Origin of the sequence: Pseudomonas svalbardensis, assembly GCF_030053115.1 — a bacterium.
Lineage (GTDB): Bacteria > Pseudomonadota > Gammaproteobacteria > Pseudomonadales > Pseudomonadaceae > Aquipseudomonas > Aquipseudomonas svalbardensis.
Map to the genome: position 1 here is coordinate 2,672,561 of NZ_CP125619.1, position 25,818 is coordinate 2,698,378.

A 25,818-nucleotide genomic window follows, 5' to 3' on the forward strand; every position below is an offset into this window, starting at 1 on the left:
ACTGCAAGGAGCTTCACCATGACTGCATCGCAAACATTGCCCCAGGCTCAACGTCAACGCTGCGAAGTCTGGACTCGGGTAATGGGCTATCACCGCCCTGTGTCGGCGTTCAATCCGGGCAAACAGTCGGAGCACCGCGAGCGGGTGCACTTCACTGAAAGCGCGGCGCTGGCCGGGCGCCAATGAGTCGAACGCTTCGGGTCGGGGGCATGGTGCCCCTGACCACTATCGACTATCCGGGACAGCTCGCCTGCGTGTTGTTTTGCCAGGGTTGCGCCTGGCGTTGTCGTTACTGCCATAACCCGCAGTTGATCCCGCCTCGTGGCACAGACGAAGTGGATTGGCGCCGGGTGTTGGCGTTTCTGCAACGGCGTCAGGACCTGCTCGATGCCGTGGTGTTCAGTGGCGGCGAGCCCACCTTGCAAGACGGTTTGCTCGGCGCCATGGATGAGGTGCGGGCGATGGGATTTCGCATCGGTTTGCACAGCGCCGGCATCAAACCCGCCGCGTTCGCCAAGGCTCTGACCGGGGCCGATTGGGTCGGTTTCGATGTCAAGGCGTTACCCGAAGATTGCCAGGCGATCACCCGGGTCGAGGGCAGCGGAACCGCTAACTGGCGCAGCCTTGAGCATCTGCTGGCCAGCGGTGTCGACTACGAGTGTCGCACCACTGTGCATTGGCATCTGTTCGAGCCGGTGCGTCTGCTGATCCTCGCCAAGCGCTTGAGCGAACTCGGCGTCAAACGCTTCGCCGTGCAGATGGTTCGCACCGAGCGGATGTTCGATCCGCTGTTGCCAAGTGTTTCGGCACAAGCCTTGCTACCTGAGCTGTGGGAGGCCATGCGCGAGTTGTTTCCAGCCTTCGTGTTACGGGGGTAACCGAGGCTGAGGTTTAACGGCGAGATCCACCATTAGGTTTTCAAATGCGCTGCCAATCGGCAGCTATCAAACGGGGAGCATTTGATATGGCCAAATTAAGTACGGCACAACGTATCGTCATCGGTTTTGCAATCGCGCCGCTGGCATTGATGGGCATGGCGTTTTACGCGTTGCACGATTTGGCAACGCTCAAGGAGCAGGCGGTAGTAATCGTCAAGCAGGACTGGCCGAAGATCGATCCGATCATGGTCATCGCCACCGGCGTGCGTGATAACGCCAGGAACACCCGGGATTTACTGATCGATAAAGACAATCAGCAGGTGCAGCAGTCAATCGACGCCACCAAGAAACGGATCACTCAGGCACTCGAAACGCTTGAGCCGTTGTTCTATTTGCCAGAGGGAAAAACCGCTTATGCCGCGCTGAAGAAGAATCGCGAAGCCTACGTGGCGGCGTTCACTCAAGTGCAGGTGTTGATCCGGCAAGGTGCCTTCGACGACGCCATGGCACAGCTGAAACAAAAGGTCGTGCCGGCCGAACGCGAGGTTTATAGCAGCCTGGATCAGTTGATGGTGCTGCAAGGCAAAATATTCGCCGATCGAGAACAGGCGGCGCAGGAACTGTACAGCGATGCCCGGCGCAATATGCTCGGGTTGTTTGTGTTCTGCGTGGCGCTGGTCATTGCCGCGGCGGTGATCGTCACGCGCAGTGTGACCCGTCCATTGGGCGGCGAGCCGGATGATGCCGCACGGTTTTTGAGTCAGATCGCTCAAGGCGACCTGACGATTCAGGTGCCCGTGAACTCAAGTGTCGGCGGCAGCGTGATGATGAACATGCATCAGATGCAGCAAAGTCTGAATGCCATGGTCAAGCACATCGCGACTTCGGTGGACCAGGTGGCCAGTTCCTCCGAAGAACTGAGTGCGGTCAGCAGCCAGACCAGCAGTAACCTTCAATTGCAGGGGTTGGAGATCGAGCAGGCGGCCACCGCTGTGAACCAGATGACCGCGGCGGTCGATGAAGTGGCGCGCAATGCGGTGAGCACCTCCGAGGCCTCGCGGCAGTCCGAGCAAACCGCGCAGCGCGGGCGTGAACAGGTTCAGGAAACCGTGGTTTCAATCGGCGCACTGGCCGATGGCGTCACCGACACCTCACAGCGCATCGAGCAACTGGCGGGCCGGGTGCAGGACATCAGCAAGGTGCTGGACGTGATTCGCAGCATCGCCGAGCAGACCAATTTGCTGGCCCTCAACGCGGCCATTGAAGCGGCGCGTGCCGGCGATGCCGGACGCGGTTTTGCCGTGGTCGCCGATGAAGTGCGCGCCTTGGCGCATCGCACTCAGGAGTCCACCCAGGAAATTGAGCAGATGATTGGCAACATTCGCCTCGATACCGGGCATGCGGTGACGGCCATGCAAAGCAGCAGCAATCTGGTTCGGGCCACCCTGGAAGTGGCGCAACGGTCGGGCGATGCATTGGATGAGATCACCCGGTCGATCTCACAGATCAACGAGCGCAACATGATGATCGCCAGCGCCACGGAGGAACAGGCATTGGTGGCGCGAGAGGTGGATCGCAATCTGATGGGGATTCGCAACTTGTCCGAGCAGGTTTTGCTGGGGGCCCAACATACTCACACCGCAGGTCACGATTTGGCGCAGATGGCCGGGGCACTGCACCAGACAGTGGCACGTTTTAAGGTCTAGGTTTCTCGGGGTTGGTGGTTGTATCGGTGCTCAAGCCCAGCCCCAGAATTGCAACCACCAGCCAAACCCCACCCACCCGATTGCCAGCAAAAGGCACGCGCGGCCAGACACGCGCCGCGCAAGGGAAAGACCTTCGCGGTTCAGACGTTTCCAACCCAGCAGCAAACTCCAACCCATCGCGGCCAATAACAGACAGGCCCTGGCCGGTTGTACCCACTCCAGCAGCAGACCTTCGTAGCGCAGCAGTTTCACCGTTGTGGCCGACAGCCCGAGAAACAATCCGGCACCACCCAGGGGCGTGAGTGTCAGCGCCAGGGGCCAATACAGTGCAGGATCTTGCGCCAGTCGAGCCGTCAGGCGCAGAAGGATCATCAACGCCGTGCCCAACACCATCGAGCTCAAACTCAGATAAACGACGATGCTGAAACCGTCGAGCCAGCTGAAGCTGTCGTTGAGCTGCGGGTAATGGGTGAGCAGCCACCAAGGGGCGTTGTCCTGCAGGGCCCAGAGTTGGTCGTGCTCGACCAGCCATTGGGCGAGGGTTTGTTTGAGGACGACGAACCAAGGGCTGACCGTCCACTGGAAGGCGCCCATGGCCAGGCCGATCACCCCGAACAGCAACAGACGCGCGTCCCATGGTGAAAGCGTCTGCGCTGTCGCGTGAAGAATCTCTTGGTTGCTGGAGCGGGCGATCAGCTGAACAGCGCCGCGTTGGCCGCTGCAGCGTCCGCAGGCGTGGCAGTCACTGGCGCCTTTCATACGGCGGATATCGAGCAAGGGCGCGCAGTTGGGCGGCGGCAGGCGCGGCGCGGCATTTTCCATCCAGCGTTGTTCGTTTACCTGGAAATGCACGGGCGCGAGACGGGCGAGCAGGGAGAAGACGCCGCTGACCGGGCACAGGTAACGGCACCAGACGCGCTTGCCCCGGGCGAACAGCAACCCGACGCCGACCGCGGCGACGGTCGAGCCGCCCAGAATCAACAGTGCCGCCTGGGCGTAGTCGTAGACGCTGATCAACTGGCCGTAGAGGGTCGTCAGGCAGAACGCCAGGGTTGGCCAGCCGCCCCAGCGCAACCAGCGCGGTACACCCAAACCTTTGCCGTAATGGCTGGCCCATTCGCTGAGTGAACCTTCCGGACAGAGAACGCCACACCAGAGTCGGCCGAACAGCGCGATCGACAGCAGCACGAACGGCCACCAAATGCCCCAGAACAAAAACTGCGCCAACAGGGTCAGGTTATCGAGCATCCGTACCTGGCTGTCCGGCAGCGGCAACGCTGCCGGTACCACCAACAGCAATGCATAGAACAGTACAGCGGCCCATTGCACGGCACGAATGACAGGCGCGTGACGACGCATGCCGTCGCCCAAGCGCTGCAGCCATCGATTGTGGCGACTCAGCTCAGGCATGGGACTTTTTCCGCAGCCCGTTGACGCAGCCAACCGCCGACGGCCAGCCAATATCCGGCTAGCACCAGTAACGTCATGCCGCTGGGTGTCGCGCGATAACCGGCAAAACCCGCGAGAAAACCGCCCGGTCCATGGCTGTCGCTGAGCACGGAACTGCTGTCCCAAAGCGCATCACCAACGAGGCTGTACATCACCTCCGGTAAATCCATCGCGAGTAATTGGCCGCCGATTCGCTCGGTGCCGCTGACCAGCAATGCCGCGCCGAGTACCAGCAAAACAGCTTCACTGATGGCAAAGAATCGCTGCCACGAAATGAACCGGCGACTGCTGTGCAGCAGGGCAATGGTCAGCGCCGACAGCACCAGTCCCATTGCGCCGCCGATGGCAAACAAACCGAGCTGCGGACCTCGCAACTGAGCACCGGCGCCATAGAGAAAGACCACCGTTTCACTGCCTTCGCGGCTGACGGCGAGCATGGCCAGCAGTAACAGACCTGCGCCACCTTGCCGGGCCAGGTGGCTATCGGCGTGTCGTTGCAAATCGTGCTTGAGCGTGCGCCCGTGGCGGTGCATCCAGCCGACCATTTGCACGATCAGCAGGCTGGCCACCAGCGCGAGTGCGGCCTGGAACCATTCACTGGCGGAGCCGCTCATAGCCTCACCGGCAAACAGAATCAACACTGCCAGCAGGCCCGAAAGCATCAACCCCAGCACGACGCCTGCCCACAAGTATTTCGCCAGTCGCTCGCCCTGATGCTGCTGGCTGACCCAGGCTTGGAGAATGCCGATCACCAGCAGCGCCTCGACGCTTTCGCGCCAGACAATGAACATTGATTGATTCATGAAAACTCCGTGTTTGAACGGGTTATTTCGCGAGGATGCCGCCCTCGGGCAATTGCGGATTGAACTCGTCGAAGAAGGGGTAGTGACCGGGCCTTAGGGGATGAATCACTACGAAAGTCGTCACGCCCGGCGACAGTACTTTTTCAACCCGCAACGGTGTGCTCTCGAACTCTGCTGGCCCTTGACCGATATTTTTCAGGATGATCTTGAAGCGCTGTCCGGCCGGCACCTCCAGCAGGGCCGGAGTGAAGTGACCATCGCGCAGGTTGAGTTCATAGCTCGGTAATTCGGCATAGGCCGTGAACGGCGCAACTGCTCCGGCAAGCATCAGCCAGGCAATCTGCAGGCGCTTCATTCAATAGCCGCCTTTTTTACCGATGCCGGCGTAGATGAATTCGTAGTGCAATTCGCAGCGTTCAAACCAGGGAGCCACACCGGTTTCCTTATCGGTATGGCGGCCAAGGGACCCATGACCGCCGGGCGGCAGGACGGTGAAGGTCAGCTGATATTTGCCTGGACCGAGCAGCTTTACATTGTCGCCATAGTGCGGGCCGTCATTGGCGACCATGGCGTGAAAATCGCCTTTGAGTTCGTTCTCGTTGCCCTGTTTTTTCAGGTTGAACGAGACATTGAGGTAAGGCACGAAACTGCCTTCCTGAAAGCCCTGTCGATTGTCCGCCGTGGCACGAATGTCGGCTTCCAGATGCACATCGGAATCTGCAGTGGCCCGCATCATGCCGGCAGGTGCCATCTCGATCGGCTGCAAATACACCGCCCCGACTTCCAGCCCCGGACACAGTTGAGGTTCCCCGATCGGGTATTCCTTGGCCTGAGCCAACGGTGTGAGCAAGAGCAGGGCGAGGGACAGCGAAAAGGTCGTACGCATGATGTCTTCCTGGGCACTAACGAGTAGGAGCCCGAGTGTAGGAAGCTTTCTTGCGAGTAATAATGATTGTTATCAAGTTTGCAGCGATTAAGCCTATGACTGGGAACGCTTTCGAAACCGCTCGGCGCGGTCGACGCTGTCGCTCATCTGCGCAGCCGCGTGAATCGTCAGAGGATGCTGGGTGAAGCCGGGTCTGGGTGAAATGTAGGCGGCCATTTCGCGAGCGACGGCTAACTGATGATCCGAGCCTTGTGTCAGTAACGCGATGACCAGGTTTTCCAGGGCAATCACCCGGACACGAAGGTGGACCAGTTCTGCATTGGTCAATTCGGGGGGAGAGGAAAATGCTTCTGCATCGAGTGAGTTTTGCGCGCCTTCATCATCCCAAGTCGACAATCGGACAGGGCTTTGGTCTCCGGTAGATGGTTTTTTACCAGGCATAAGAAGCTTCTCCAGGTGTTTTTAGGTGGCTGCCCAAGGACCGGAAAACGCTATGACGTAGCCGATTTCCCGGCAGGACAAAGCTTAGCCGCAAGACTGCCATTGAGGGAGCGCTTTTGATTTCAGTCCTTGATCCGTATCAAGGGCATTTTTGCCCGAGCGATGTAGGTTGGAGGTACATCCTAGAGGCGAACCGGGGATCGACATGGCCAAGAATTTTCCCATCAGCCCCAAACATCCCGAGCGCATTTGCTGGGGCTGCGACAGATACTGTCCAGCCAATTCCCTGGCGTGCGGCAATGGCTCCGACAGGACAATGCATCCAGCCGAAATGATCGGAGACGATTGGTATCTGCATGGCGACTGGGGCATTGAACCGTTGATCGCGGTAGAGGACGTGACGGACGATCCCGGCGTGAAGGGCTGAGCAACTCCTTTAAACATAGAAACCACCTGACGGAATTTTTTTTGAAATCAAGGGGTTGCCAGCCTCGGGAAATCAGTACATAATTCACGCCATCGAAAGCACTGACCGCTGAAAAAGCTCAATGTTTTCAAGGAGTTAGATCACGAATCTTACTCCAAGTTTGTACGCGTTTGATGTTGTGCTACATGACATCAGATGTTTGAGGCCGAGTAGCAAAATGGTTATGCAGTGGATTGCAAATCCACCTACGCCGGTTCGATTCCGACCTCGGCCTCCACTTTAAACGAGCTCCGTAGATCTATGATTTACGGAGCTTTTTTATTTTCACTGTCCTGCAAGATTTAGTCTTGAAAAGGGCAGTCGCGAACTTGCTTCACCGGAGCGGGATGTATATATTTCCCCCTCTGCTGCACAGGCGTCAGAACTGCCAGATCGTTATTTGACAGTCTTCAGACGGCTCCACCGCGCTACCGCCCGAATGGCGAAATTGGTAGACGCATGGGACTTAAAATCCCCCGCTCGTAAGGGCGTGCCGGTTCGATTCCGGCTTCGGGCACCATCTTAAATCAAGGGTTTGCGAGCGAAAGCTGATGCAAACCCTTGTTTGTTTCTGGTCCGCTATTTTAGAGTTGGTCCGCAATTCACTTAGTTGGTGAGACTTTCTTGCCCTTGCGGTTGCGGATGTACTGCTCCGTCATAACAACGGTGGTATGCCCAAGTTGATCCTTGGCCTGCATGATGTCGCCACTGGACTCTGCTTTGTCCGTACCGGCCTTTGCGCGCAAATCGCGCAATTGGAACTCCGGCTTGGATACTCCTGCGGCCTCCCTGGCCATGTCAAAACGCCTGCGCAACATCGCCATCGTCATAGGTGCGCCATCTTCTGACACGATCAGCCGCGTTGAGCGGACCTTATGCCCGGACTTTCGGGACATGATTCGATCAATCAAAACCTTGAGTTCGCCGGTAACCTCGATTCGCCGCTTGGCCTTTGTTTTTCCCTGAAGCACCCAAATTTGGCCGTCGCGGACATCCCGTTCGTCCATCAGTCGAGTGTCGGTCACTCGCTGGCCGGTCAAATAGGCAAGGTCCATGGCGTCTTGAAGGCCGGTATCGGCTTTGTCGTGAACGCGCTTGAACAGCTCATCCTCAACGTACGTGTCCCGGCCCGTCTCTTTATTGCCCTTGATGCCAGCGCATGGGTTGGCTAGAGATGTGTAGCCCTTATCTCTGGCGTAGTTCCATATTGCGCTGAGCAGCGCCTTTTCTCGATTTGCTCGGACCGGCGCCGCCTTACGCCAGGTGAGATACTGGCGAACATGTAGCGGCTCGATCGTTTCCAGTGGTGCTGGCGGGTCATCGAAGAAAGCGATCAGGTTCTTCAGTTCGCGCTTATTGTCGAGCTGAGTCGCGGCGCCTTTTGTGGGCACGATATCGACCATGTACTTTTCAGCGACGTAGCGAAAGGTGATCACCTTGGCGACCAGGTCGGTCGCCGTACGATCCCGTTCGAGCTTCGCGTACTCCATGATCGCCAGTCCGTAATCGCTGCCCAGTGGAATCTCTTTGCGGTCCTTTCCGCCAGTGTCGTAGTAGTAGAAAACCCGGCCGCTGGCTTTCTTGCGCTCTCGCAGCCGGGCTATAGAGCCGGGTTTACTAGGTCGTCTTCCCATTTCAGCTTGCCTTGCGTGATTTCCATGCGGTTTTTTCTGGTTCGAATATGCCACCGGTGCAGAAGGGCAGTCGCATGCGCCGCCATGAGGCGGTGTTTGCCGCCCTGGGCGATGATAAGGAAGAGCGCATTCAGATCGTTCGGCAGAAGATCACCATCAGCGAGACGCGCCGCACACCGATTGGCCGATCCACCGCCCGCGCTGCGCACCTGGCTACCATCGGCAAGGTCTTGCGCGCCATCGACACGCTGCCGTTCCAGGTGCAGCAGTTCGGCCACTACCTCTACCACCCGGCGATGACTATGCGTCACGTCATGAACGCCGTGCTGCTGATAACCGCCCATGCCAAGTTGCCCGACCTGACATCGGCCAAGCGCGTGAAGGCGCAGTACCTGGTGACCCTGGCGCTGCAATCGTACAAGGGGGAGGTGGTTGGGGCCGCAGAATGGGGGCCGGCTCGGGTCGCCGCCGAGATAAAGGCCTTCTTCGGCGTGACGATCGATCCGAAGAACTGGACGCGCGACTGGCTCGACCTCTGGGAATCTCTGAAAGAAGTCATCAAAGAAGTGGATATTCAAGCGCAACAACCGGTATGGCAGGTCATTCACGCGGAAAAAGAAGAGGAGGCGGCATAATCATATTGACATGACGGGGAATTGCGCGTACTTTTCCCATAGTGCGCAATTCACGCAACACGCACACGAATATCTGAACCCGGCCATCGAGCCGGGTTTTTTGTTCTCGCCGTTCGTCCACTGATTGGCACTTGCAAATGCTTTGTCCTCTCTCATGTACAAGCACGGACTTCCCGCGCGTAAGTACGGAGAGCCAGCATGGATATTGACGAGAATGCGCCTGGAAACAAATCTCAGCAGGGCGTAACGGGCGGAACTGATAACGAAGCAGGCCATGATCCTAAGGGGAAAGAACCTGAGGTTCCGCTGCCTCCGGACGACGAAGCGCCTGTCGATGAAGATATGACAGACGTGGATGCCAACAACTCAGTGTCGAGTGAGCATCCAGAAGCTGGAAAAAGCGGTCGCGTCGATGATCCGGACGCCGACCCACAGATGAACGATCAGGGCGAAGATGATAAGGAGCCTCGTGGCATGCCTGCGAGCGACCCTGAATCAGGAGCCTGAACAAGTTCGAATCATGCCAATAGCCCGCACAGCGCGGGCTTTTTTACACCTCGAATTCACCTGTAGCCAGGGCAGCCCTCGGGAAGGCCTGGACGTCGATAGCCGGACAGTGCGACGGACGGAATCAACTCCGGCAGCCCGCGCATCCTGACCATCAACGCTTACAGGGTGGCGCGAGACTGAATCTGCGAGATCGATGCAATAGGGCGTCGACGCGGAGAAGGTCTTCGGCAGACAGCGGGAAAGACTGCGCACCTATTTCAGGTTTCAGAAATCTTTCTTCTTGAAGGTTTTGTCGCCCGACTGATCGTTGCTAATTTTCAGCACGCCGTTCGACACCGAGTACGTCGTCGACGCATCGCCTTCTGAGTAGCGATTTCTCCATCGGCCCCATTCGTTTTCATCCTCCATGAATGCAGACCAGATCACGCGGTCTTTGCTCACTTGGCATCGATATCGAAATGGGTCTCCATCGGGGCGTCGATAAGAAATTTCGGGGTTTTCCTCGGCCTGCTTGGTTTTCATCGTTTTTGTTGGTCGGCCCATCTCCACGGAAATAGCTGCCTTGCAGATTTCGACGCTTGTAAAGGTGTCGGCGTGTGCGCTGGTGATGAGTCCAATGGAAGTGAGGAATCCTGCCGCTACTTTTATGTTCATACCCTTGTCCTTGGTTTGTTGGCAGGGGAATTCTACATGGCTCAAGGCCATTTAACTCATGCCCACGGAGTCGAGCGCATGGAGCTTCTCTACCGCCTGCTCGACAGGTTGGATACATGGTTTGCAGCCGGATTGCTTGGAGCCGTGGTCGCCAGCTTCTGGCACAAGGATGACCTGGTCGACCGAAAGGCCTGGGTGATCTTCATCTTCTCGGGCGCTGCTTGTGCCCACTACTTGACGGGTTTGGTCAGCACCTACCTCGGCGTTGTCGAGCCTCGCAGCGTTGCCGGTATCGGCTTCTTGCTCGGCACCTTCGGCGGATCGCTGATCGCGGCAATCACCCGGGCCATTAAAGCCGCTGACCTCTGGGCATTCATTCGCCAGCGGTTCGGGGGAGGCAATCCACCATGAATTACGAACTGATCAACTCCATCGCGGTAGGCCTGATTTCGCTGTGGGCCACCTGGTGCGTACTAAGCGGGAAGGTGAGGGACGGCATCCTTGGGAAGCTGATCTACTCGACGATCGCCATCAGCGGTTTCGTGGTGATGGTTCGAAGCCAGAACATCTTCTTCGGTCCGACCACGGCTGGATTGACGCTGCATATGTCTCTGGCCCTGGCCGGCGTCCGCCATATCTTCATGGTCACGTACTGGCAGCCGGTGAAGGCATGGCTCTGCCGGACGCTGAACTGCGAGCACTGCATGACCTGCGACAAGGTCGGCAAGGCAGCAGAGAGAAAGACGCCGTGACTCTTCTTCGGATCGTCCCGATGTGGATGTGGGTTGTCCTGGCTGCGCTCGCATCCATTGGCTACCTCTCGTGGCGATTGGAAAGCGTGAAGGCTGATCGTCAGCTCGTAGCAACTGAGCGGGACACGGCCAATGCCAGGGTGACGTCGCTCGGCAACACGCTGCGCCTGCAACGCCAAATCACTGATGACATCAACCGAGTCTCCGACGATGCGAAAGCCAAGACTGAACACGTTACGGCTGCCGTTGCTATTGCTGATGGCCGGGCTCGCAGCTTGCAGCAGCAAATCACCGAACTACTCGATCGAGGAGAGCACTGCTCTGCCGAGGTTGCCAGCGGAAGCAAGGCAAGAGCAGGGCTTACCGTTCTGCTTGCCGACCTGCGTAGAAGCGCTGACGAAACAGCGGGAAGCCTGGCAGCAGCGCTTGACCGAAGCCGAATAGCGGGCTTTGCGTGTGAGGCAGCCTACTCGGCTGCGCAGAAGAATAGGTAATCCGCGACACGTTTCGCGAATCAGAAAATTGTGTCGCGACATTGGAGAAGGGCATGACCAACGTCACCCGCCTGCATCACGCATTACCGCTGAGCCCAGCCATTAACCAGGCTATTACTGAGCTGGATAGCGCCATCGCCAAAGCGATTGACGCTGCGAAGGCTGCGGGCCTCCCTCAAGGACTGGTCGTGTCTCTCTTGCACGGGCACGCCCAGATGCAGACCAACATCATGGTGAAGTGAACTGTTCAATGCTGTGGATTCATCTGTCAGTACCAGCTACTTTGAAATTTCATGCAAGGAGTTCGGACATGGCAGATAAATATGTTGGAAAAATAGTTGGAGTTGGCACGGATAACTTGGACTACGTGATTAACATATATCAGGACGAGACCATTGAGCGCTCGCCAAGCGGCATGGTTCGACATGAAGGCCTGAAGCATTTCGAAATGCAATTTGGTGGTGCCGTGAATAAGATTTCCGAAACCGAGTACGAGATTGTCGCTACGGGAGTTAGGGTCACTGTGCATGATGGTGAAAGCTAAGAGGGTCGGCCTTTCATGAGGGCACTTGGATTATGGCGCCGCATGGCAGGCCGGATGAATCGGCAATCATGCATAGCTTGCGCTGAACTACATAAACTCTTGGCATAGCTCTGCCTCCTGCATCGAGTCAACTCCTGCCTTACCTGCAACGCACCACCATTTCAAGTGCAAGGTGACCCATGGATAGGCCGTACCCTCCATCGTCACTGCTTGAGCTGTCCGAGCTATCCGACTTCGGCATCCGCCTGACTCCAGCCCCTGAAGTGTGGGATTGGCTCCAAGCCGAGATCCTTGCCGACACCGGCTGCATCCACAACGAAGACCACGCCCATCTACGGGATGCTGATATCCGGATCATGTGGGCATCGAGCAGTTTCGAGAAGAAGGGTCGCCGAGTGCTTGGCCAGGTCGAGCAAGTGGCGTTCCGCGCTGGTGGTTGGCAGAAAGCCCGGATGGAACAGCAGATGCGTGACTGGTTCGGCGATGTGCCGGCCTTCATCATCACCTTGGCTGCTGACTACTGCTCTCAGTGCAGCGACGCTGACTTTTGCGCCCTGGTTGAGCATGAGCTGTATCACCTGGCCCACGCCAAAGACAAATACGGTCAGCCAGCCTTCACCAAGGAGGGCGCACCCAAGATCGAGATGCGCGGACACGACGTCGAAGAGTTCGTCGGTGTGGTTCGCCGCTATGGTGCGAGCCCTGACGTTCAGGCGTTGGTGGATGCAGCAAACAAACCTGCTGAGGTAGGGAAATTGAACATATCGAGGGCCTGCGGAACCTGTCTGCTCAAGTCGGCCTGATTCTGGACAGGCACTGGACGGATGAGAACTTATGGCAGTCCTGAAAAATGAGGTGAAGAGCTTCATCGTTCAGGCTCTGGCGTGCTTTGACACACCTTCTCAGGTGGTTGAATCCGTCAAGAACGAATTCGGCGTTGTGTTGAGCCGCCAACAGGTGGAAACACATGACCCAACCAAGACGTCCGGCAAGGGGCTGGCGTTGAAGTGGCAAACCCTGTTCCACGACACCAGAAAGCGTTTTCGCGAAGAGACGGCTGAGATTCCGATCGCCAATCGTGCTTTCCGGCTCCGCGCTATGAACCGCTTCGTGGAGAAGGCCGAGACGATGAAGAACATCGGCCTCGCCATGCAGATTCTGGAGCAGGCCGCGAAAGAAACCGGCGATATGTACGTCAACCGCAACCGCAAGGATGAGCCTGACGACGAGCCTGCTATCCCGACCCGCATCCAGGTCGACGTAGTGGATGCGAGGAAGCCGAATGCCGAGCCTTAACGTTCCGCAGGCTCACTTCCTCACGCTACCCCACAAATTCCGCGCATTCGTTGCAGGGTTCGGCTCAGGTAAGACCTGGGTGGGATGCTCAGCGCTGTGCAAGCACTTCATGGAGTGGCCTGGCGTCAACGCTGGCTACTTCGCACCGACTTACCCGCAGATCCGGGACATCTTCTATCCGACAGTGGAAGAGGTGGCCTACGACTGGGGACTGAAGACCAAGATCAACCAGGCGAACCATGAGGTTCACATCTACAGCGGCCGGCAGTATCGCGGCACTGTGATTTGCCGGTCGATGGAGAAGCCGCAGACGATTGTCGGCTTCAAGATCGGCCATCTGCTCGAAGTCGGTCGTCACGGGCTGTTGGTGGATTACGCGGCTGTGGTGGCCGGCTCGGTGAGCAAGGCAGACGAACAGGCAGGCCGGGCCCGGGCAAGCGTTGCCAGCTATTCGGCTGAGTCGATCATCAACTGGAAGACTCGCCAAGTCGGTGGCCAGCATCTGCTGAGTCTGGTCGTGCTGCGTGAGACGGTCGATGTCGACACCGATGACGGGTTTGGCAGCGAACAGGTTGTTCAGTTTCGAGTGCTGCGCCTGGATGCGGCCGGCGTCTACACGCAGGAGGTGTGGGAAGAGGGCCCCAGCGAAACAGCAATGACCATCGCGCCCTTCACCCCACTGAATGGTCTCGGTCAGCCGTGGCGAGTGATCCCGTTCCAGTTTCTGGGCAGCGAGAACAACGACACCAGCATCGACGATTCGCCGCTGTACGACATGGCTGAAGTCAACATCGGCCATTACCGCAACAGTGCTGACTACGAAGAGGCGGCCTACCTGGTGGGCCAGCCTCAGCCATGGATGGCCGGCCTTGATGAGCAGTGGCGCGATCACATGGAGAAGGGCGGCATCTTCCTCGGCTCCCGTGCGCCTTGGCTGCTTCCGGTCAGTGGCACCTGCGGCGTCTGGCAGGCTCAGCCCAACACCGTTGCCAAAGAGGCAATGGACGGCAAGAAAGAGGACATGGTTTCGCTCGGCGCCCGACTGATCGAGCGGGGTAGCGCGGTGAAGACCGCGACCCAAGCCGACAACGACAGCGCCGCGGAACACAGCGTGCTGTCGCTGGTGGTCAGCAACGTCAGCGAGGCCTACAGCCAGTGCCTGGTCTGGATGGCTGAGTTCGTGAATGCACCCGGTGAGGTCGTCTACAAACTCAATCAGGATTTCAGCCAAATCAGCCTGGACGCAACGATCCTCACCGCGCTGTTCAACGCAGTGCAGGGCGGCAAGCTGCCGGCGGGCGACTTCTGGCAGTACCTGCGAGATCGCGGGGTTATCGATCCTGAAAAGACCGACGACCAGATCCGCGACGAACTGGAAACAGAAAGCCCTGGGCCTGCTCTGGACGACACTGAGGTAATTCCGAATGGCGGCAAACCAAGCAATCCTTGATGCCACCATTCGGCACGCCGTTTTCCTCGAGCAGTTGAAGTCGGGGGAGGTCGCCAAGTTCGGGCCTTTCCTCAAGGAGATCGATCGCTCGATCCGCGAGCGGCTGACCCGGACCGATCTGACGGATTACACCATCGTCAGGCTGGAGCGATTGCTGAGCGAAGTCGATAGCCTGCTGCTGGGCATCTTCAACCGCTACAGCAACAAGCTGAACCTCGACCTGATCGACATTGCGAACTACGAGGCCGAGTTCGAAGCGACCAGCCTGACCCGGGCGGCGCCGGTGGGCGTCTCGTTTGACGCGGCGGTGCCAGGTGCTGCTGCAATCAGGACGGCAATCCTCGGCAACCCGCTCAGCGTGCGCGGTGCTGATGGCGGCAAGCTGCTCAAGTCTTTCATTGATGGCTTCACCGCCACCGAGCGACAACGCCTCACTGGCGCGATCCGGCAGGGCTTCTTCGAAGGCCAGACGAATTTCCAGATCATCAAGAACATCCGGGGCACCAAAGCGCTCCAGTACAACGACGGCATCCTGGCCACGACAAACCGGAATGCCGGCGCTGTGGTGCGGACGGCGGTCCAGCATGTCGCCACCCAAGCGCGCATGGAGACACTGAAAGAGAACTCCGACGTCGTGCAGGCGGTGGAGTGGGTCAGCACCCTGGACACGAAGACGACCAGTCAGTGCCGGACGCTCGACAAGCAACGGTTCAAGCTGACTGAGGGGCCGAGGCCGCCAATCCACATCAACTGTCGCTCTACGGTGGTGGCTGTCACTCGCTTCAGCGCTCTGTTCGCCAAGGACGCCACGCGCGCATCCATCGGCGACGGCGGTGCCCAGCAGGTGAGGGCAGACCTCAGCTATTACGATTGGCTCAAGCAGCAGCCGGCGGCGTTTCAAGACCGAGCAATCGGTCCGGTTCGGGCAAAGCTGTTCCGCGAAGGTGGCCTGAGCATCGAACGATTTTCCGAGCTGCAGCTTGATCGCAATTTCTCGCCGCTGACTCTCGCCGAGATGAAGGCATTGGAGCCTCTAGCGTTTGTCCGCGCTGGTCTTTGATGTGCATTCGGCTCTTTTAGATGCAATGGCGTCTAGTTCTTGGAAGTACCGTTCAGTCCACTGAGGAATCAATCGATCAAGTTTTTCTGAGGTTTCTTTAACGGTCTCTACTGAACCATAGACCGCTTCGGCGATAGCAGTAACTAGGTCTACCGTGGTTTCGTTCATCGCTCGATTGGAGTAAACGGCAATTTTACGACCGTTATCCGAAAGCTCTGCGGCTTGAGGAATGAGAACTCTCATTCCCCGAGTTCCATCATGGAGTTCGACATCAAAGCGCCCCATAGAAACGGAAAAGTCCTTCGCCAAAGCTCTAAAGTTAGCTTCTTGGTCATCGATTCTTTTGATGCAAGCAGCTTCTTTTTCTTGGGTCAGCTTGCCGGCTTCTTTGCGCCCATCCATGAAGGATGGCACGACTGTACCTCCTAGCGTGAAAGTGGCCGTAATCAAACAAATCAATACAGGACCCCAGTTTGTGGGACCACCATTCTGGCCGATGGATGTTTGAGGTACGGGCGATCCGTTTCTCATGCTCGATTCCTTCCTAAAAAAAGGCCCGCATTAAACACTCGATTGGCCGTAATTCAAACGTCTTGATGGCGTTTTTCTCGCAGGCAGGGCCTGCACCAACGTCTCTGGGAGACAACAAATGCTGAAATTCCAACTGGACAGCCTGGATGGTGTCGACGAAGCCGTGCGCGCTCTTTACACCGAGAAGGACGGCAAGTTCGTACTCGGCATCGAAGGTCTGCCGCAGCCTGAGGATGTCTCTGGCCTGAAATCCAAGGTCCAGGAGCTGCTGGACGAGAAGAAAGCCGCCGACAAGGCGCGCAAGGATGCCGAAGATCAGGCCCGCCTGGAGCGCGAAGAGAATGCCCGGAAGTCCGGCAACGTCGAAGAGCTCGAACGCTCTTGGACTGAAAAATTCACCCGCCGCGAAGCTGAGCTGAACGGCATGCTGGAACAGGAGCGTGGAACGCTGAGCACTCAGATCCGGGATCTGACTGTCGGCCGTACCGCTACTGATATCGCGTCTGCCCTGGCAATCCCAGGCAGCGCCAAAGCCCTGTTGCCGCACATCGAGCGCCGTCTGAGCGTCGAACAGCGCGACGGGAAGCCTGTTGGCGGCCATCACTGCGCAAGCAGCTGCGGTGAACGACGTGTCGGCCACTCTTGGCATCTCCCAGTCCGGCCTGAACAGCGCGCATGCGAAGTTCGGCGATGCCAGCCAGAACCTTGTTGCTCAAGTCATGCAGGGCACCACCTGGCACAAGCTGGTCGGCCAAGGCCTCGCGAACCCGAACAACCTGTTCCAGGCCGGCAACGTTCGCGTCGTCGACATCCTCGGCAAGACCTCGATCGTCACCGATGCGCCGGCTCTCGCTCAAACCGGCACGCCAAACAAGGAAATCATCCTGGGTCTGGCAGCTGGTGCGGCGCTGGTGCACGACAACCGAGACATCATCTCGAACGTGCAGACCAACAACGGTAACGAGCGCATCACCACGACCATCCAGGTGGACTACACCTTCGGCCTCGGTATCAAGGGTTACACCTGGGATGTCGCGAACGGCGGCAAGTCGCCATCCAGCGCCGCGCTCGCCACCGGCACCAACTGGGACAAAACCGCAGCCAGTATCAAGGACACCGCCGGTGTTGCTCTGATCGGCGACGCCTCCAAGTAACCACCTGATGACTGCCCCGGGGCATAATGCCCTGGCGCAGCGGAGTGACAGTGATGACTGATAACATCTGGTATCTGCCGGGCCCGTTCCACCGCTACGAAGATGACGTGAAGGCAATTGCCAAGAAGGAAGGCTTGATCATCATCGATGCCAATGTCACGGAAGACCGTGGCGGCGAAGTTGAGAAGCCGCCGAAGGCTACGCTGAAGGCTGAGTACCGCGCCGCACCTGCGAAGGCAGGCGCTGACCTGAACAAACCCAAGGACTGACCCATGCTCATCATCGAGGACGGCACCGGCAAGCCAGACGCCGAAAGCTACGCGAGCGCCGCGGACCTGGTCATGTATGCCGGCAAGTTCGGCGTGACCATCCCTGCGGACGAGCCAGCGCAAGAAGCACTGCTTCGCCGGTCCGCCTTGGCGATGGATGGCATGACCTGGAAGGGTCGCAAGATGGACAGTGATCAGGCTCTGGCCTGGCCGCGCCGAGGGGTTGAACTGGACTGCCAGATCAAGCCCGACAACTACCTACCGGCTCGCATCCAGTACGGCCAGATGGCCTTGGCTGCCGAGATTCACACCGACGACATCGACCCGATCGACAAGCGAAAGGGTGCAATCACCCGTGAGCGCGTCGAGGGCGCAGTTGATCGCGAGTACGCGACGATTTCCAACACCAGCGGCAGACTGTTGCCGGCGGCGCCGGACCGGCCAAGCGCCACGCAGTTTGCCGACTATCTACAGAAGCGGGGCCTGTTCGCCGTCCGCGCATAGCTGAAACGGAGCCTCCATGGCCTTCTACGACGAAATGGCCGTGATGGCTCTGGAGATGATCACAGAGTTCGGCCAGCCCGTGATCATCCGGGCAATCACCGTCGGCGAGTACGACCCCGACACCGGTAGCGCGCCGCCTGACACCATCACCGAACAGACCGCTCAGGGCATCCTGCTCGACTTCACCGGCCAAGAATTCCAGAACAACAGCCTCATAAAGCAGGGCGACAAGAAGCTCAAGATCGCCGCGCAGGGACTGGCATGGGTGCCTGACCTGCTAAACAAGGTCGTCGTTCAAGGCCGCACCTGGTCAATTGTTCCTCCGCTGAAAGAGATCAATCCGGCAGGCACACCGATTCTGTACGAACTGCAGGTTCGATCGTGAGTCGTGCGGGCGCCGGCCAGTCCGGTAGCTTCGCTCTGAGCCTTGCTGAATTCGCAGCGAAGGCCACTGAAGCCATCGACGCCAGTCTGCGTGAGATCATCATTGAGGTCGGTAGTAGCGTCATCCGCATGTCTCCAGTGGGAAACCCTGAGATCTGGGCGGCGAACGTCGCTCACCGGGCCGGCAACAAGGCCTTGGCTGACGCGTATGATGATCATGTTGAGGTCCGCAACGTCATCACCGCACTGACTCCGAGCAATTTCACCAAGGCTGGCAAGCTGAAGCGCAACGTAAAGTACGCCAAGCCGCTGACCAAAACCGAGCGGGACCAGAACTTCAACGTGAACGGTCTGGTCGCCGGCAAGGATTACGTCGGCGGAAGGTTCCGGGCGAACTGGCACCTCTCCATTGATGTCGTCGAGAACGTAACGTTTGACGAGGTCGACCCGAGCGGCCAGGAGACGATTGCCGCACTGGTCTCGGCAGTCAGCGACTTCACCGCCGGCCAGACTGCCTACCTCATCAACAACCTGCCGTACGCCATCCCGCTCGAGTTCGGACATTCGAACCAGGCGCCGGGCGGCATGGTCCGCATCACCGTGGCCCGCTTCCAGCAGATCGTGCAGGAGGCCATCAGGAACAACCAGATATGAGCCACAACATCATCGCCTCGATCTATGAGGCCAAGCTGATCAACTGGGCGAAAGCCTTGCCGGTACCGCTAAAGGTCGTCGTCGAGAACGAGGCCTATACACCTGTGAACGGCGCGACCTTCCTCAAAGCGTTCACGCTGCCAGCGGACACCGCGAGCAACACGCTCGGCGGCGATCACAAGCTGTACACCGGCGTGTTTCAGGTCAGCATCGTGACGCCATCGGGCAAGTACCGTGGCGCGGCTGGTGCACTGGCCGACCAGATCGCCGTGTTGTTCCCGCTGTACGAGCGGAACACCAAGGGTGCGCTGACCGTTGTGACGATGACACCGGTTGATCCAGGCCCCGGCATTCCAGACGACACGACCTATACAGTGCCGGTTTCGTTCTTGTACCGAGCCGACACCAACTGAATTAGCCCGTTGGGCAAACCCAGAACCCGCCATTGAGCGGGTTTTGTCATTTCTGCAAAGAGGAAAACCCATGAGCGTCAAGATTCCCAACGGCACTACGTTCGAGATCGCGGCCACCCTGAGCACTGCCAAAGCGTTCACTGCTATCAGTAACGCCAAACCGGCAGTGCTGACCGCTGCCGCCCACGGCCTGGCCGATGGCGACGTGATCGTAATTGATTCCGCTTGGGCGAAGCTGAACGGTCGACCGGCTCGCGTCGTCGACTCCGAAATCGGCACCTTCGCGGCTGAAGGCGTGGATACCACCAGCGTGAAGAACTACCCGGCCGGTTCTGGTGCGGGCACTGTCCGTGCCGCTTCTGGCTGGACGCAGATCGCGCAGATCACTGAGCCCGCTGCCAACGGCGGCGAACAGCAGTTCCTCACGTACGGCTTCCTCGAAGACGATGATGACCGTCAACTGCCCACCACCAAGTCGGCCAGCAGCATGACGCTGCCGGTTGCTGATGATCCGGCTCAAGCCTATGTGGCTCTGGTCGAGACTGCCGACGAAGACAAAGAGCCGCGTCTGGTGCGTGCAAACCTCCCTGGCGGCGCAACCATCTATTACTACGCGTACGTGTCGATCACCGCGACCCCGACGCTGAGTCGCAACAACATCATGACCCGGACCATCACTCTGTCGTTCGCCTCCCGCCCAACTCGCTACAACGCCTAAGGGGTTTCCATGGCAAAGTTTTCCATCGCGCCAAAGCCGACGTTCACTGTCGACGTGGCCATCCCCCAGGTCGGCGAAAAGCCGGCAATGGTGCCGTTCACCTTCAAGTACCGCGACCGTACGGCACTGGCTGAACTGTTCGATTCCTGGAAGGCCAAAGCGGAAGCCCGCGACAACAGCCCGTGAAGACGGGCACTTATTCAAGGTGAGTCGATGAACATTGCAGAACTCGGCATCAAGGTCGACTCCGCTGATGCTGCCCAGGCTGCGACCGATCTCGACAAGCTGACCAAGTCCGGCGAGCGGGCAGAGCAGTCTGCCGTCGGCCTGATGAAAGAGATGGAGGCGCTGGAGAAGTCGCTGTCGAAAGGCGCGACCACCACGCAGGAACTGGCCAAGCAGCGCGAGAGTCTGGCGAAACTCACCAAGACCGGCGCTTATGGCGAGGCCGAATTCACCAAGATCACTGCGCAGCTCGATAAGCAGCAAGTGGCCCTGGCCAAGTCGACGCTGGATGAACAGAAGGCCCTGAACAGCCTGCTGGGTGCACTTGACCCGGCCCGCGCGGCCATGGGCAAACTGGACAGCCAGGTTGAGCAGCTGGGTAAGCACCTCGACGCAGGGCGGATCAGCCAGGACCAGTACAACGCAGCGCTGGGCAAGATCGACGGCAACTATGCGGCGCTGGAGAAGACTGCCACCGGATTCGACAAGCTAAAGCTTGGTACTCGCCAGGCGCAGGAAAACGTCGTTCAGCTCGGCAACGCGTTGTCGTCCGGGGACTGGGGTAGCGGCGTTCGTGCCGTGGCTCAGTTGGGCGCAGGTGCTGGCGCTTCGGCTGCTGGCTTGCTTGCCATCCTTGCCCCGATCGCCCTGGCCACTGCCGCTGTCGGCGCTCTGGCTGTTGCCTATTACAAGGGCAGCGAAGAGCAGGATGCGTACAACAAGGGGCTGGTCCTCACTGGCAACTCCGCTGGCCTGAGCTCCGAGCAGCTGGGCGAAATGGCGCGGCAGGTCAGCGCGACCGTGGCCTACTACAAAAACGCGGACAAGGAGCTCGAAGCCTCGCAACGTGCCGGGGTGATCTCTCAGGCCAGCTACACCGAGCAGCGTGTCAGCCTACTGAAGCAACAGACGGAAGAGGTTGCGCAGAGTTACCAGTCGGAAATCGATGCGCTCGAAGCGGCCAAGGCCAAAAAGGGCACGACTGCGGCGCAGGTCATCCAGATCGATCAGAAGATCGCCGATGCTCGCAGCGCCATGGTCAAGGCGCAGCAGGAGAGTGACAGCGAACTGTCGATCATCGCCACCAACGAAGAAGGCCGCCTGCGCAAGCAGACTCTGGCGGTCAGCACGTACAGATCCCTGGCTTCGAGCGATTTCTTTCCAATGCGAAATCCAAGGGCGTTGAATTCGCGGTTTTTCGCGGGAAGACGAATATTGGGGAGGGGGAATTGGGATACGCAGGAGATGGCGATATCCGCATCGCGCCCATCATTACCGGCAACAAAAAGGCAGGAGCACTTCAGACAATCATCGGCGCGGTGCTCATCGTAGTGGGCCTGGTTATTACCGGCGGTACGTTTGGTGCAGGAGCGCCGTTTGGCTCGGCTCTGATCATGATGGGGGCCTCCTTGATCGCCGGAGGGGTCATTCAAATGCTCAGCCCACAACCAGGCGGTCTTAAAACCAGCGCAGCCGCCGAGAACACTCCCGGCTATGCCTTCGGAAGCGCCAAGAACACCACGGCATCCGGCAATCCAGTGCCGCTCTGCATCGGCAGGCGCCGGTGGGGTGGCGCGATTGTCAGCGCCGAGATTTATGCCGAAGACCAGATGTAGCCAAACTGCCAAACAACGCAGCCGCCCGTGAGGCGGTTTTTTATTGCCTGGAGAAAAGCATGGGCGCAGCACAGCAGCTTGATATTTACGGCGCCAAGGGCGGATCGGACAAGCCGAAAACCCCAACCGAGGCACCCGACAGTCTGCGCTCGGTGGCCATGGCCAAGATTCTGATTGCTATCGGCGAGGGGGAGTTCGCAGGGAATCCGACCGCTCAGGACATCTATCTCGACAATACGCCGCTGCAAGATCCCCAGGGCAATATGAACTTCCCAAACGTGAAGTGGGAGTTTCGCAACGGGTCGGTCGAGCAAGGCTACATCCAGGGCATCCCATCTGTAGCGAACGAAACCACCTTAGGGATCGAGCTGCGCAGCGGCACGCCTTGGGTGCGCGCAATCAGCAATACCGAACTGTCAGCGGTGCGCCTGCGATTTGCGTGGGCAGCTCTTCAGTCTGTAGATGCTGAAAACAACATCAACGGCTACAGAATTGAGTACAAGGTCGAAGTCGCAACCGACGGCGGCGCCTATCAGCAGGTGCTGAGCGAAGCTGTGGACGGCAAAACCACTACCACCTACGAACGCACTCGGCGGATTGATCTGCCGGCGGCGACAAGCGGGTGGTTGTTGCGCGTCACCCGTATAACCCCGAACCAGAACAACAACAAAATCGCCGACACCATGCAGATCGCCGGCTTGACTGAGGTGATCGACGCCAAGCTGCGCTACCCGAACACTGCGCTGCTCTACATCGAATTTTCGGCCGAGCAGTTCCGCAGTATTCCGGCCGTGACGGTCGACTGCCCTGCGCGCAAGTGGCAGGTGCCGAGCAACTATAATCCGGAAACTCGAAGCTATACCGGGATCTGGGACGGTACTTTCAAGGAGGCCTGGACCGATAACCCGGCGTGGGCCACCTACGGCATCACCGTTAATGATCGCTTCGGCTTGGGTCGCCGGATCAAGCCATGGCAGGTCGACAAGTGGGAGCTGTACCGGATCGCTCAGTACTGCGATCAGTTGGTGCCGGATGGTAAAGGCGGCCAAGAGCCGCGCTTCATCTGTAATCTAAACCTTCAGGGCAAGGCCGACGCCTGGTCACTGCTGCGCGATATTTCGGCTATCTATCGTGGCATGACCTACTGGGCTCAGGGCCAAGTCTTCACGCTGTCCGACATGCCGCGCGCCACCGACTTCGACTTCGCCTACACCCGGGCGAATGTCATCGACGGCAAGTTCACTTACTCGAGCGCATCGGAACGCACTCGCTACAGTCGAGCCCTGATCAGCTACGACAACCCAGCCAACAACTACGACACGGATGTCACTGCGGTGACGGATGCCAAGCTTCAGCGGCGCTACGGCGACAATCCGCTGGAGATCAGCGCGATCGGCTGCACCCGTGAGTCTGAAGCGCAGCGCCGTGGCAAGTGGGCGCTACTGACCAACTCCAAGGATCGCGGGATCAGCTTCAAGGTTGGCCTGGACGGGCGCATTCCTTTACCGGGCTACGTCATCCCTGTTGCGGATGAGCTGCTCGCTGGGCGCGCAATCGGTGGGCGAATCTCGGCGGCAGCCGGCCGGGTCATCACGCTTGACCGTGACACCCAGGCCAAGGCAGGCGACAGGCTAATCTTGAACCTGCCTAACGGTAACTGCGAAGGTCGCACCGTGCAGTCAGTGGCCGGTCGTGCGGTGACAGTAACCACGTCCTATTCGGTTGCGCCTGAGGCAGAGCTTGTCTGGGCGCTCGATGCCGACGACCTGGCCGTGCCGTTGTATCGCGTGACCTCTGTATCTCGACCAGAGGCTGGCGTGTTCGAGATCTCGGCCGTCCAGTACGACCCGAGCAAGTTCGCTCATATCGACACCGGCGCACGACTGGAAGAGCGGCCGATCAGCGTGATTCCGATCACCGTCGTTCCGGCGCCGGCGAGTGTTACCGTCACGTCGAACTCGGTCGTCTCCCAGGGCATCGCCGTCGCCACCATGACCATCACCTGGCCGGCGGTGAACGGTGCGGTTGGCTATGACGTGGAGTGGCGCAAGGACAGCGGCAACTGGATCAAGCTGCAGCGCACCGGCATGACTAGTGTTGACGTGGTTGGCATCTACGCCGGCGCTTACGTGGCCCGCGTCCGCGCGGTGAGTGCTTTCGACATCTCGTCGATCTGGCGCAACTCGATCCTGACCAACCTGAAGGGCAAGGAGGGGCTGCCGCCGGCGCTCAGCTACCTGACGGCTACGCCGCTGCTGTTCGGCATCTACCTGAAATGGGGCTTCCCGGCTGGCGCCGAGGACACCCAGCGTACTGAAATCTGGTACGGGCCGACTACCAGCCTGCCGGCTGCCACCAAGCTGACGGACCTGTCCTACCCGCAAAGAGATTTCTCGATGCTCGGCCTAGCCGCTGGCGTGACCTTTTACTTCTGGGCGCGCCTGGTGGACCGGATCGGCAACATCGGCCCGTGGTACCCAATCGGTATCGGTGTGCAGGGCCAGTCGAGCTCTAACGCGTCCCCGATCCTGGCAATGATCGCCGGCCAGATCACCGAGACGGAGCTCGGCCAGGACCTGCTGGACGAGATCGAGAAGATTCCCGGCCTTCAGGCGCAGATCGATGCACTGGACGGACTCAAGGGCTACGACCCTGAAGCCACCTATGTTGAATACGATCTGGTTGTGGTTGGCAAGCGTATCTATCAGGCGACTGGCGCTGTGCCGCTCGACACTCCGCCGCCAAATGAGGACTTCTGGCTCGACGTTGGCCAGACCGTCGAGACGGCCAATGGACTGGCGCAACAGGTCGCGACCAATACTGCCGAGATCATCGAACTCGACGGCGCGGTCACTGCTCAAGCGACGGCCTTCCAAGCCTTGCGCGCGTCATCCCGCGACGACAATGGCGAAGGGGATTTGGCGGATGCGCTGAAGGGCTGGACCAGCACAGCCGCAATCGCGACAGAGGAAAAGGTCAGGGCCTCGGAAAACGAAGCCACGGCCCAGCGCATCACCACCGTCGATGCAAAGGTCGGCGAGAACGCAGCCAACATCACAACGCTCGAGAAGGTCGTGGTCACGAACCAGTCAGCAACGGCCACGAAGATCGATCAGCTGAGCGTCACCGTTGGGCAAAACGGCACAGATATTCAGCAGAACACCGCGGCCATCCAGCAAACAGCCACTGCTTACGCGGACACCAGCGGCAAGTTGTCGACCATGTGGTCGGTGAAGATGCAGATCACCGCAGGGGGGCAGTACGTAGCAGCCGGAATCGGCTTGGGCATTGAGAACACTGGGGCAGGACTGCAAAGCCAGTTCCTGGTGAGTGCCGACAGGTTTGCGATCGTCAACACCATCGCCGGCGGCGCCATCTCGGTACCGTTTGCGGTGCAGGGTGGTCAGGTGTTCATGAACTCGGCGTTTATCGCGGACGGCACCATCACCAACGCCAAGATCGGCAGCTACATCAGCTCGACCAACTACATCGCCGGCCAGCAAGGCTGGATTCTCAATAAAGATGGAACGCTTGAAATCAACGGCATCGTCCCCGGTCAGGGGCGGCTGGTGATCAGCTCGTTGAACGTCTCGGTTTACGACGCCAACAACGTGCTGCGTGTCCGGCTCGGCTATCTGGGGTGAACTATGGCTTCATTTGGCCTGCGTGTTTTTGATGAAAGCGGTGGCCTA

Annotated in this window: 30 protein-coding genes, 2 tRNA genes and 6 pseudogenes; 30 read left to right on the forward strand and 8 right to left on the reverse strand. The window is 58.9% G+C overall.

All coding sequences use genetic code 11. The annotated features are described in order from the left end of the window. Positions 1 to 18: 18 nt before the first annotated feature. The 4 genes and pseudogenes from nrdD (at position 19) to QFX16_RS29705 (ending at position 2,584) form a co-directional block, all read left to right on the forward strand. Positions 19 to 186 carry an anaerobic ribonucleoside-triphosphate reductase gene (nrdD, locus tag QFX16_RS12190; RefSeq protein WP_017338867.1) on the forward strand — a complete coding sequence of 56 codons (168 nt, stop codon included), beginning with the start codon at positions 19 to 21 and terminating at the stop codon, positions 184 to 186. Next, positions 183 to 878, forward strand: coding sequence for an anaerobic ribonucleoside-triphosphate reductase activating protein (locus QFX16_RS12195; protein ID WP_283184106.1), 696 nt, complete (start codon positions 183 to 185; stop codon positions 876 to 878). The genes nrdD and QFX16_RS12195 overlap by 4 nt, the downstream gene beginning before the upstream one ends. A gap of 86 nt (positions 879 to 964) precedes the next feature. Next, a pseudogene (locus tag QFX16_RS29700) lies at positions 965 to 1,459 on the forward strand (MCP four helix bundle domain-containing protein); the annotation flags it as partial. 420 nt (positions 1,460 to 1,879) lie between these two features. Beyond that, positions 1,880 to 2,584, forward strand: a complete 705-nt coding sequence (locus QFX16_RS29705; protein WP_370655155.1) for a methyl-accepting chemotaxis protein — start codon at positions 1,880 to 1,882, stop codon at positions 2,582 to 2,584. Between the two features lie 30 nt (positions 2,585 to 2,614). Here QFX16_RS29705 and QFX16_RS12205 read toward each other — a convergent pair whose 3' ends face one another. The 5 genes from QFX16_RS12205 to QFX16_RS12225 all read right to left on the reverse strand — a co-directional run bounded on the left by QFX16_RS12205 (position 2,615) and on the right by QFX16_RS12225 (position 6,163). Beyond that, positions 2,615 to 3,994 carry a 4Fe-4S binding protein gene (locus tag QFX16_RS12205; RefSeq protein WP_283184108.1) on the reverse strand — a complete coding sequence of 460 codons (1,380 nt, stop codon included), beginning with the start codon at positions 3,992 to 3,994 and terminating at the stop codon, positions 2,615 to 2,617. Next, complete coding sequence (locus tag QFX16_RS12210) at positions 3,982 to 4,836, reverse strand: FTR1 family iron permease (protein WP_283184109.1); 855 nt, start codon at positions 4,834 to 4,836, stop codon at positions 3,982 to 3,984. Before QFX16_RS12210 ends, QFX16_RS12205 begins: the two co-directional genes overlap by 13 nt. A gap of 22 nt (positions 4,837 to 4,858) precedes the next feature. After that, the gene (locus QFX16_RS12215) at positions 4,859 to 5,191 is read right to left on the reverse strand and encodes a cupredoxin domain-containing protein (RefSeq protein WP_223430077.1); all 333 of its coding nucleotides are present in this window, start codon (positions 5,189 to 5,191) and stop codon (positions 4,859 to 4,861) included. Beyond that, positions 5,192 to 5,722, reverse strand: coding sequence for an iron transporter (locus QFX16_RS12220; protein ID WP_008153602.1), 531 nt, complete (start codon positions 5,720 to 5,722; stop codon positions 5,192 to 5,194). Positions 5,723 to 5,815: 93 nt separating this feature from the next. Beyond that, positions 5,816 to 6,163, reverse strand: a complete 348-nt coding sequence (locus QFX16_RS12225; RefSeq protein ID WP_283184110.1) for a hypothetical protein — start codon at positions 6,161 to 6,163, stop codon at positions 5,816 to 5,818. Positions 6,164 to 6,368: 205 nt separating this feature from the next. Here QFX16_RS12225 and QFX16_RS12230 point away from each other — a divergent pair, with 205 nt between their 5' ends. The 3 genes from QFX16_RS12230 to QFX16_RS12240 all read left to right on the forward strand — a co-directional run bounded on the left by QFX16_RS12230 (position 6,369) and on the right by QFX16_RS12240 (position 7,149). Beyond that, a complete protein-coding gene (locus QFX16_RS12230) occupies positions 6,369 to 6,590 on the forward strand; it encodes a DUF3079 domain-containing protein (RefSeq protein WP_283184111.1) in 222 nt (73 codons plus the stop codon). Between the two features lie 203 nt (positions 6,591 to 6,793). Then, positions 6,794 to 6,867 (forward strand) — tRNA-Cys (locus QFX16_RS12235). Positions 6,868 to 7,062: 195 nt separating this feature from the next. After that, positions 7,063 to 7,149, forward strand: a tRNA-Leu gene (locus QFX16_RS12240). Between the two features lie 82 nt (positions 7,150 to 7,231). Here the strand turns inward: QFX16_RS12240 and QFX16_RS12245 are convergent. Continuing rightward, positions 7,232 to 8,263, reverse strand: a complete 1,032-nt coding sequence (locus tag QFX16_RS12245) for a tyrosine-type recombinase/integrase (RefSeq protein WP_283184112.1) — start codon at positions 8,261 to 8,263, stop codon at positions 7,232 to 7,234. A 53-nt stretch (positions 8,264 to 8,316) separates the two neighbouring features. Here QFX16_RS12245 and QFX16_RS12250 point away from each other — a divergent pair. Next, positions 8,317 to 8,898: pseudogene (locus QFX16_RS12250) on the forward strand (bacteriophage antitermination protein Q); the annotation flags it as partial. A gap of 198 nt (positions 8,899 to 9,096) precedes the next feature. Continuing rightward, complete coding sequence (locus QFX16_RS29710) at positions 9,097 to 9,405, forward strand: hypothetical protein (protein WP_439900116.1); 309 nt, start codon at positions 9,097 to 9,099, stop codon at positions 9,403 to 9,405. 267 nt (positions 9,406 to 9,672) lie between these two features. On the opposite strand, the gene QFX16_RS12260 is transcribed toward QFX16_RS29710, so the two are convergent. Further along, positions 9,673 to 10,062, reverse strand: coding sequence for a hypothetical protein (locus QFX16_RS12260; protein WP_283184114.1), 390 nt, complete (start codon positions 10,060 to 10,062; stop codon positions 9,673 to 9,675). Between the two features lie 78 nt (positions 10,063 to 10,140). Between QFX16_RS12260 and QFX16_RS12265 the strand changes: the two genes are divergently transcribed. From QFX16_RS12265 to QFX16_RS12305, 9 genes are all read left to right on the forward strand, one after another. Beyond that, entirely contained in the window at positions 10,141 to 10,473 is a 333-nt protein-coding gene (locus QFX16_RS12265; RefSeq protein ID WP_283184115.1) for an MFS transporter, read from the forward strand. After that, on the forward strand, positions 10,470 to 10,814 hold the full coding sequence (locus QFX16_RS12270) for a hypothetical protein (protein ID WP_283184116.1): 345 nt from the start codon (positions 10,470 to 10,472) through the stop codon (positions 10,812 to 10,814). Before QFX16_RS12265 ends, QFX16_RS12270 begins: the two co-directional genes overlap by 4 nt. After that, positions 10,811 to 11,308, forward strand: a complete 498-nt coding sequence (locus tag QFX16_RS12275; RefSeq protein ID WP_283184117.1) for a DUF2514 family protein — start codon at positions 10,811 to 10,813, stop codon at positions 11,306 to 11,308. Before QFX16_RS12270 ends, QFX16_RS12275 begins: the two co-directional genes overlap by 4 nt. A gap of 53 nt (positions 11,309 to 11,361) precedes the next feature. Next, the gene (locus QFX16_RS12280) at positions 11,362 to 11,550 is read left to right on the forward strand and encodes a hypothetical protein (RefSeq protein ID WP_283184118.1); all 189 of its coding nucleotides are present in this window, start codon (positions 11,362 to 11,364) and stop codon (positions 11,548 to 11,550) included. Between the two features lie 68 nt (positions 11,551 to 11,618). Then, complete coding sequence (locus QFX16_RS12285; RefSeq protein ID WP_283184119.1) at positions 11,619 to 11,852, forward strand: hypothetical protein; 234 nt, start codon at positions 11,619 to 11,621, stop codon at positions 11,850 to 11,852. Positions 11,853 to 12,031: 179 nt separating this feature from the next. Then, positions 12,032 to 12,655, forward strand: coding sequence for a putative metallopeptidase (locus QFX16_RS12290; RefSeq protein ID WP_283184120.1), 624 nt, complete (start codon positions 12,032 to 12,034; stop codon positions 12,653 to 12,655). Between the two features lie 31 nt (positions 12,656 to 12,686). After that, positions 12,687 to 13,148 carry a DUF2280 domain-containing protein gene (locus QFX16_RS12295; RefSeq protein WP_046047660.1) on the forward strand — a complete coding sequence of 154 codons (462 nt, stop codon included), beginning with the start codon at positions 12,687 to 12,689 and terminating at the stop codon, positions 13,146 to 13,148. Further along, on the forward strand, positions 13,135 to 14,598 hold the full coding sequence (locus tag QFX16_RS12300) for a DUF4055 domain-containing protein (protein WP_283184121.1): 1,464 nt from the start codon (positions 13,135 to 13,137) through the stop codon (positions 14,596 to 14,598). The genes QFX16_RS12295 and QFX16_RS12300 overlap by 14 nt, the downstream gene beginning before the upstream one ends. Further along, positions 14,573 to 15,658 carry a minor capsid protein gene (locus tag QFX16_RS12305; RefSeq protein ID WP_283184122.1) on the forward strand — a complete coding sequence of 362 codons (1,086 nt, stop codon included), beginning with the start codon at positions 14,573 to 14,575 and terminating at the stop codon, positions 15,656 to 15,658. Before QFX16_RS12300 ends, QFX16_RS12305 begins: the two co-directional genes overlap by 26 nt. Here QFX16_RS12305 and QFX16_RS12310 read toward each other — a convergent pair. Next, positions 15,632 to 16,189 (reverse strand): hypothetical protein, encoded by a 558-nt coding sequence (locus tag QFX16_RS12310; protein WP_283184123.1) that lies wholly within the window; start codon positions 16,187 to 16,189, stop codon positions 15,632 to 15,634. The two genes, QFX16_RS12305 and QFX16_RS12310, sit on opposite strands and share 27 nt — an antisense overlap. Positions 16,190 to 16,307: 118 nt before the next feature. Between QFX16_RS12310 and QFX16_RS12315 the strand changes: the two are divergent. The 12 genes and pseudogenes from QFX16_RS12315 to QFX16_RS12370 form a co-directional block, all read left to right on the forward strand. Continuing rightward, positions 16,308 to 16,778 (forward strand): annotated as a pseudogene (locus tag QFX16_RS12315) (hypothetical protein); the annotation flags it as partial. Then, positions 16,774 to 17,343: pseudogene (locus QFX16_RS12320) on the forward strand (major capsid protein); the annotation flags it as partial. The pseudogenes QFX16_RS12315 and QFX16_RS12320, both read left to right, overlap by 5 nt. A gap of 53 nt (positions 17,344 to 17,396) precedes the next feature. Then, positions 17,397 to 17,612 (forward strand): hypothetical protein, encoded by a 216-nt coding sequence (locus tag QFX16_RS12325; protein WP_046047652.1) that lies wholly within the window; start codon positions 17,397 to 17,399, stop codon positions 17,610 to 17,612. A gap of 3 nt (positions 17,613 to 17,615) precedes the next feature. After that, positions 17,616 to 18,116 (forward strand): DnaT-like ssDNA-binding protein, encoded by a 501-nt coding sequence (locus QFX16_RS12330; protein ID WP_283184125.1) that lies wholly within the window; start codon positions 17,616 to 17,618, stop codon positions 18,114 to 18,116. A 16-nt stretch (positions 18,117 to 18,132) separates the two neighbouring features. After that, a complete protein-coding gene (locus QFX16_RS12335; RefSeq protein ID WP_283184126.1) occupies positions 18,133 to 18,501 on the forward strand; it encodes a hypothetical protein in 369 nt (122 codons plus the stop codon). Beyond that, positions 18,498 to 19,154: a hypothetical protein gene (locus QFX16_RS12340; RefSeq protein ID WP_283184127.1), complete on the forward strand. Its 657-nt coding sequence runs from the start codon at positions 18,498 to 18,500 to the stop codon at positions 19,152 to 19,154. The genes QFX16_RS12335 and QFX16_RS12340 overlap by 4 nt, the downstream gene beginning before the upstream one ends. Next, positions 19,151 to 19,567, forward strand: coding sequence for a phage tail terminator-like protein (locus tag QFX16_RS12345; protein WP_283184128.1), 417 nt, complete (start codon positions 19,151 to 19,153; stop codon positions 19,565 to 19,567). Before QFX16_RS12340 ends, QFX16_RS12345 begins: the two co-directional genes overlap by 4 nt. Before the next feature lie 70 nt (positions 19,568 to 19,637). Further along, positions 19,638 to 20,285: a phage tail protein gene (locus QFX16_RS12350; protein ID WP_283184129.1), complete on the forward strand. Its 648-nt coding sequence runs from the start codon at positions 19,638 to 19,640 to the stop codon at positions 20,283 to 20,285. Positions 20,286 to 20,294: 9 nt separating this feature from the next. Then, positions 20,295 to 20,471, forward strand: coding sequence for a phage tail assembly chaperone (locus QFX16_RS12355; RefSeq protein ID WP_283184130.1), 177 nt, complete (start codon positions 20,295 to 20,297; stop codon positions 20,469 to 20,471). Between the two features lie 27 nt (positions 20,472 to 20,498). Further along, positions 20,499 to 21,440 (forward strand): annotated as a pseudogene (locus tag QFX16_RS12360) (phage tail length tape measure family protein); the annotation flags it as partial. Positions 21,441 to 21,640: 200 nt separating this feature from the next. Continuing rightward, a pseudogene (locus QFX16_RS12365) lies at positions 21,641 to 22,126 on the forward strand (tail assembly protein); the annotation flags it as partial. Between the two features lie 59 nt (positions 22,127 to 22,185). Then, a complete protein-coding gene (locus QFX16_RS12370) occupies positions 22,186 to 25,770 on the forward strand; it encodes a TipJ family phage tail tip protein (RefSeq protein WP_283184131.1) in 3,585 nt (1,194 codons plus the stop codon). The last annotated feature ends 48 nt before the right edge of the window (positions 25,771 to 25,818 follow it).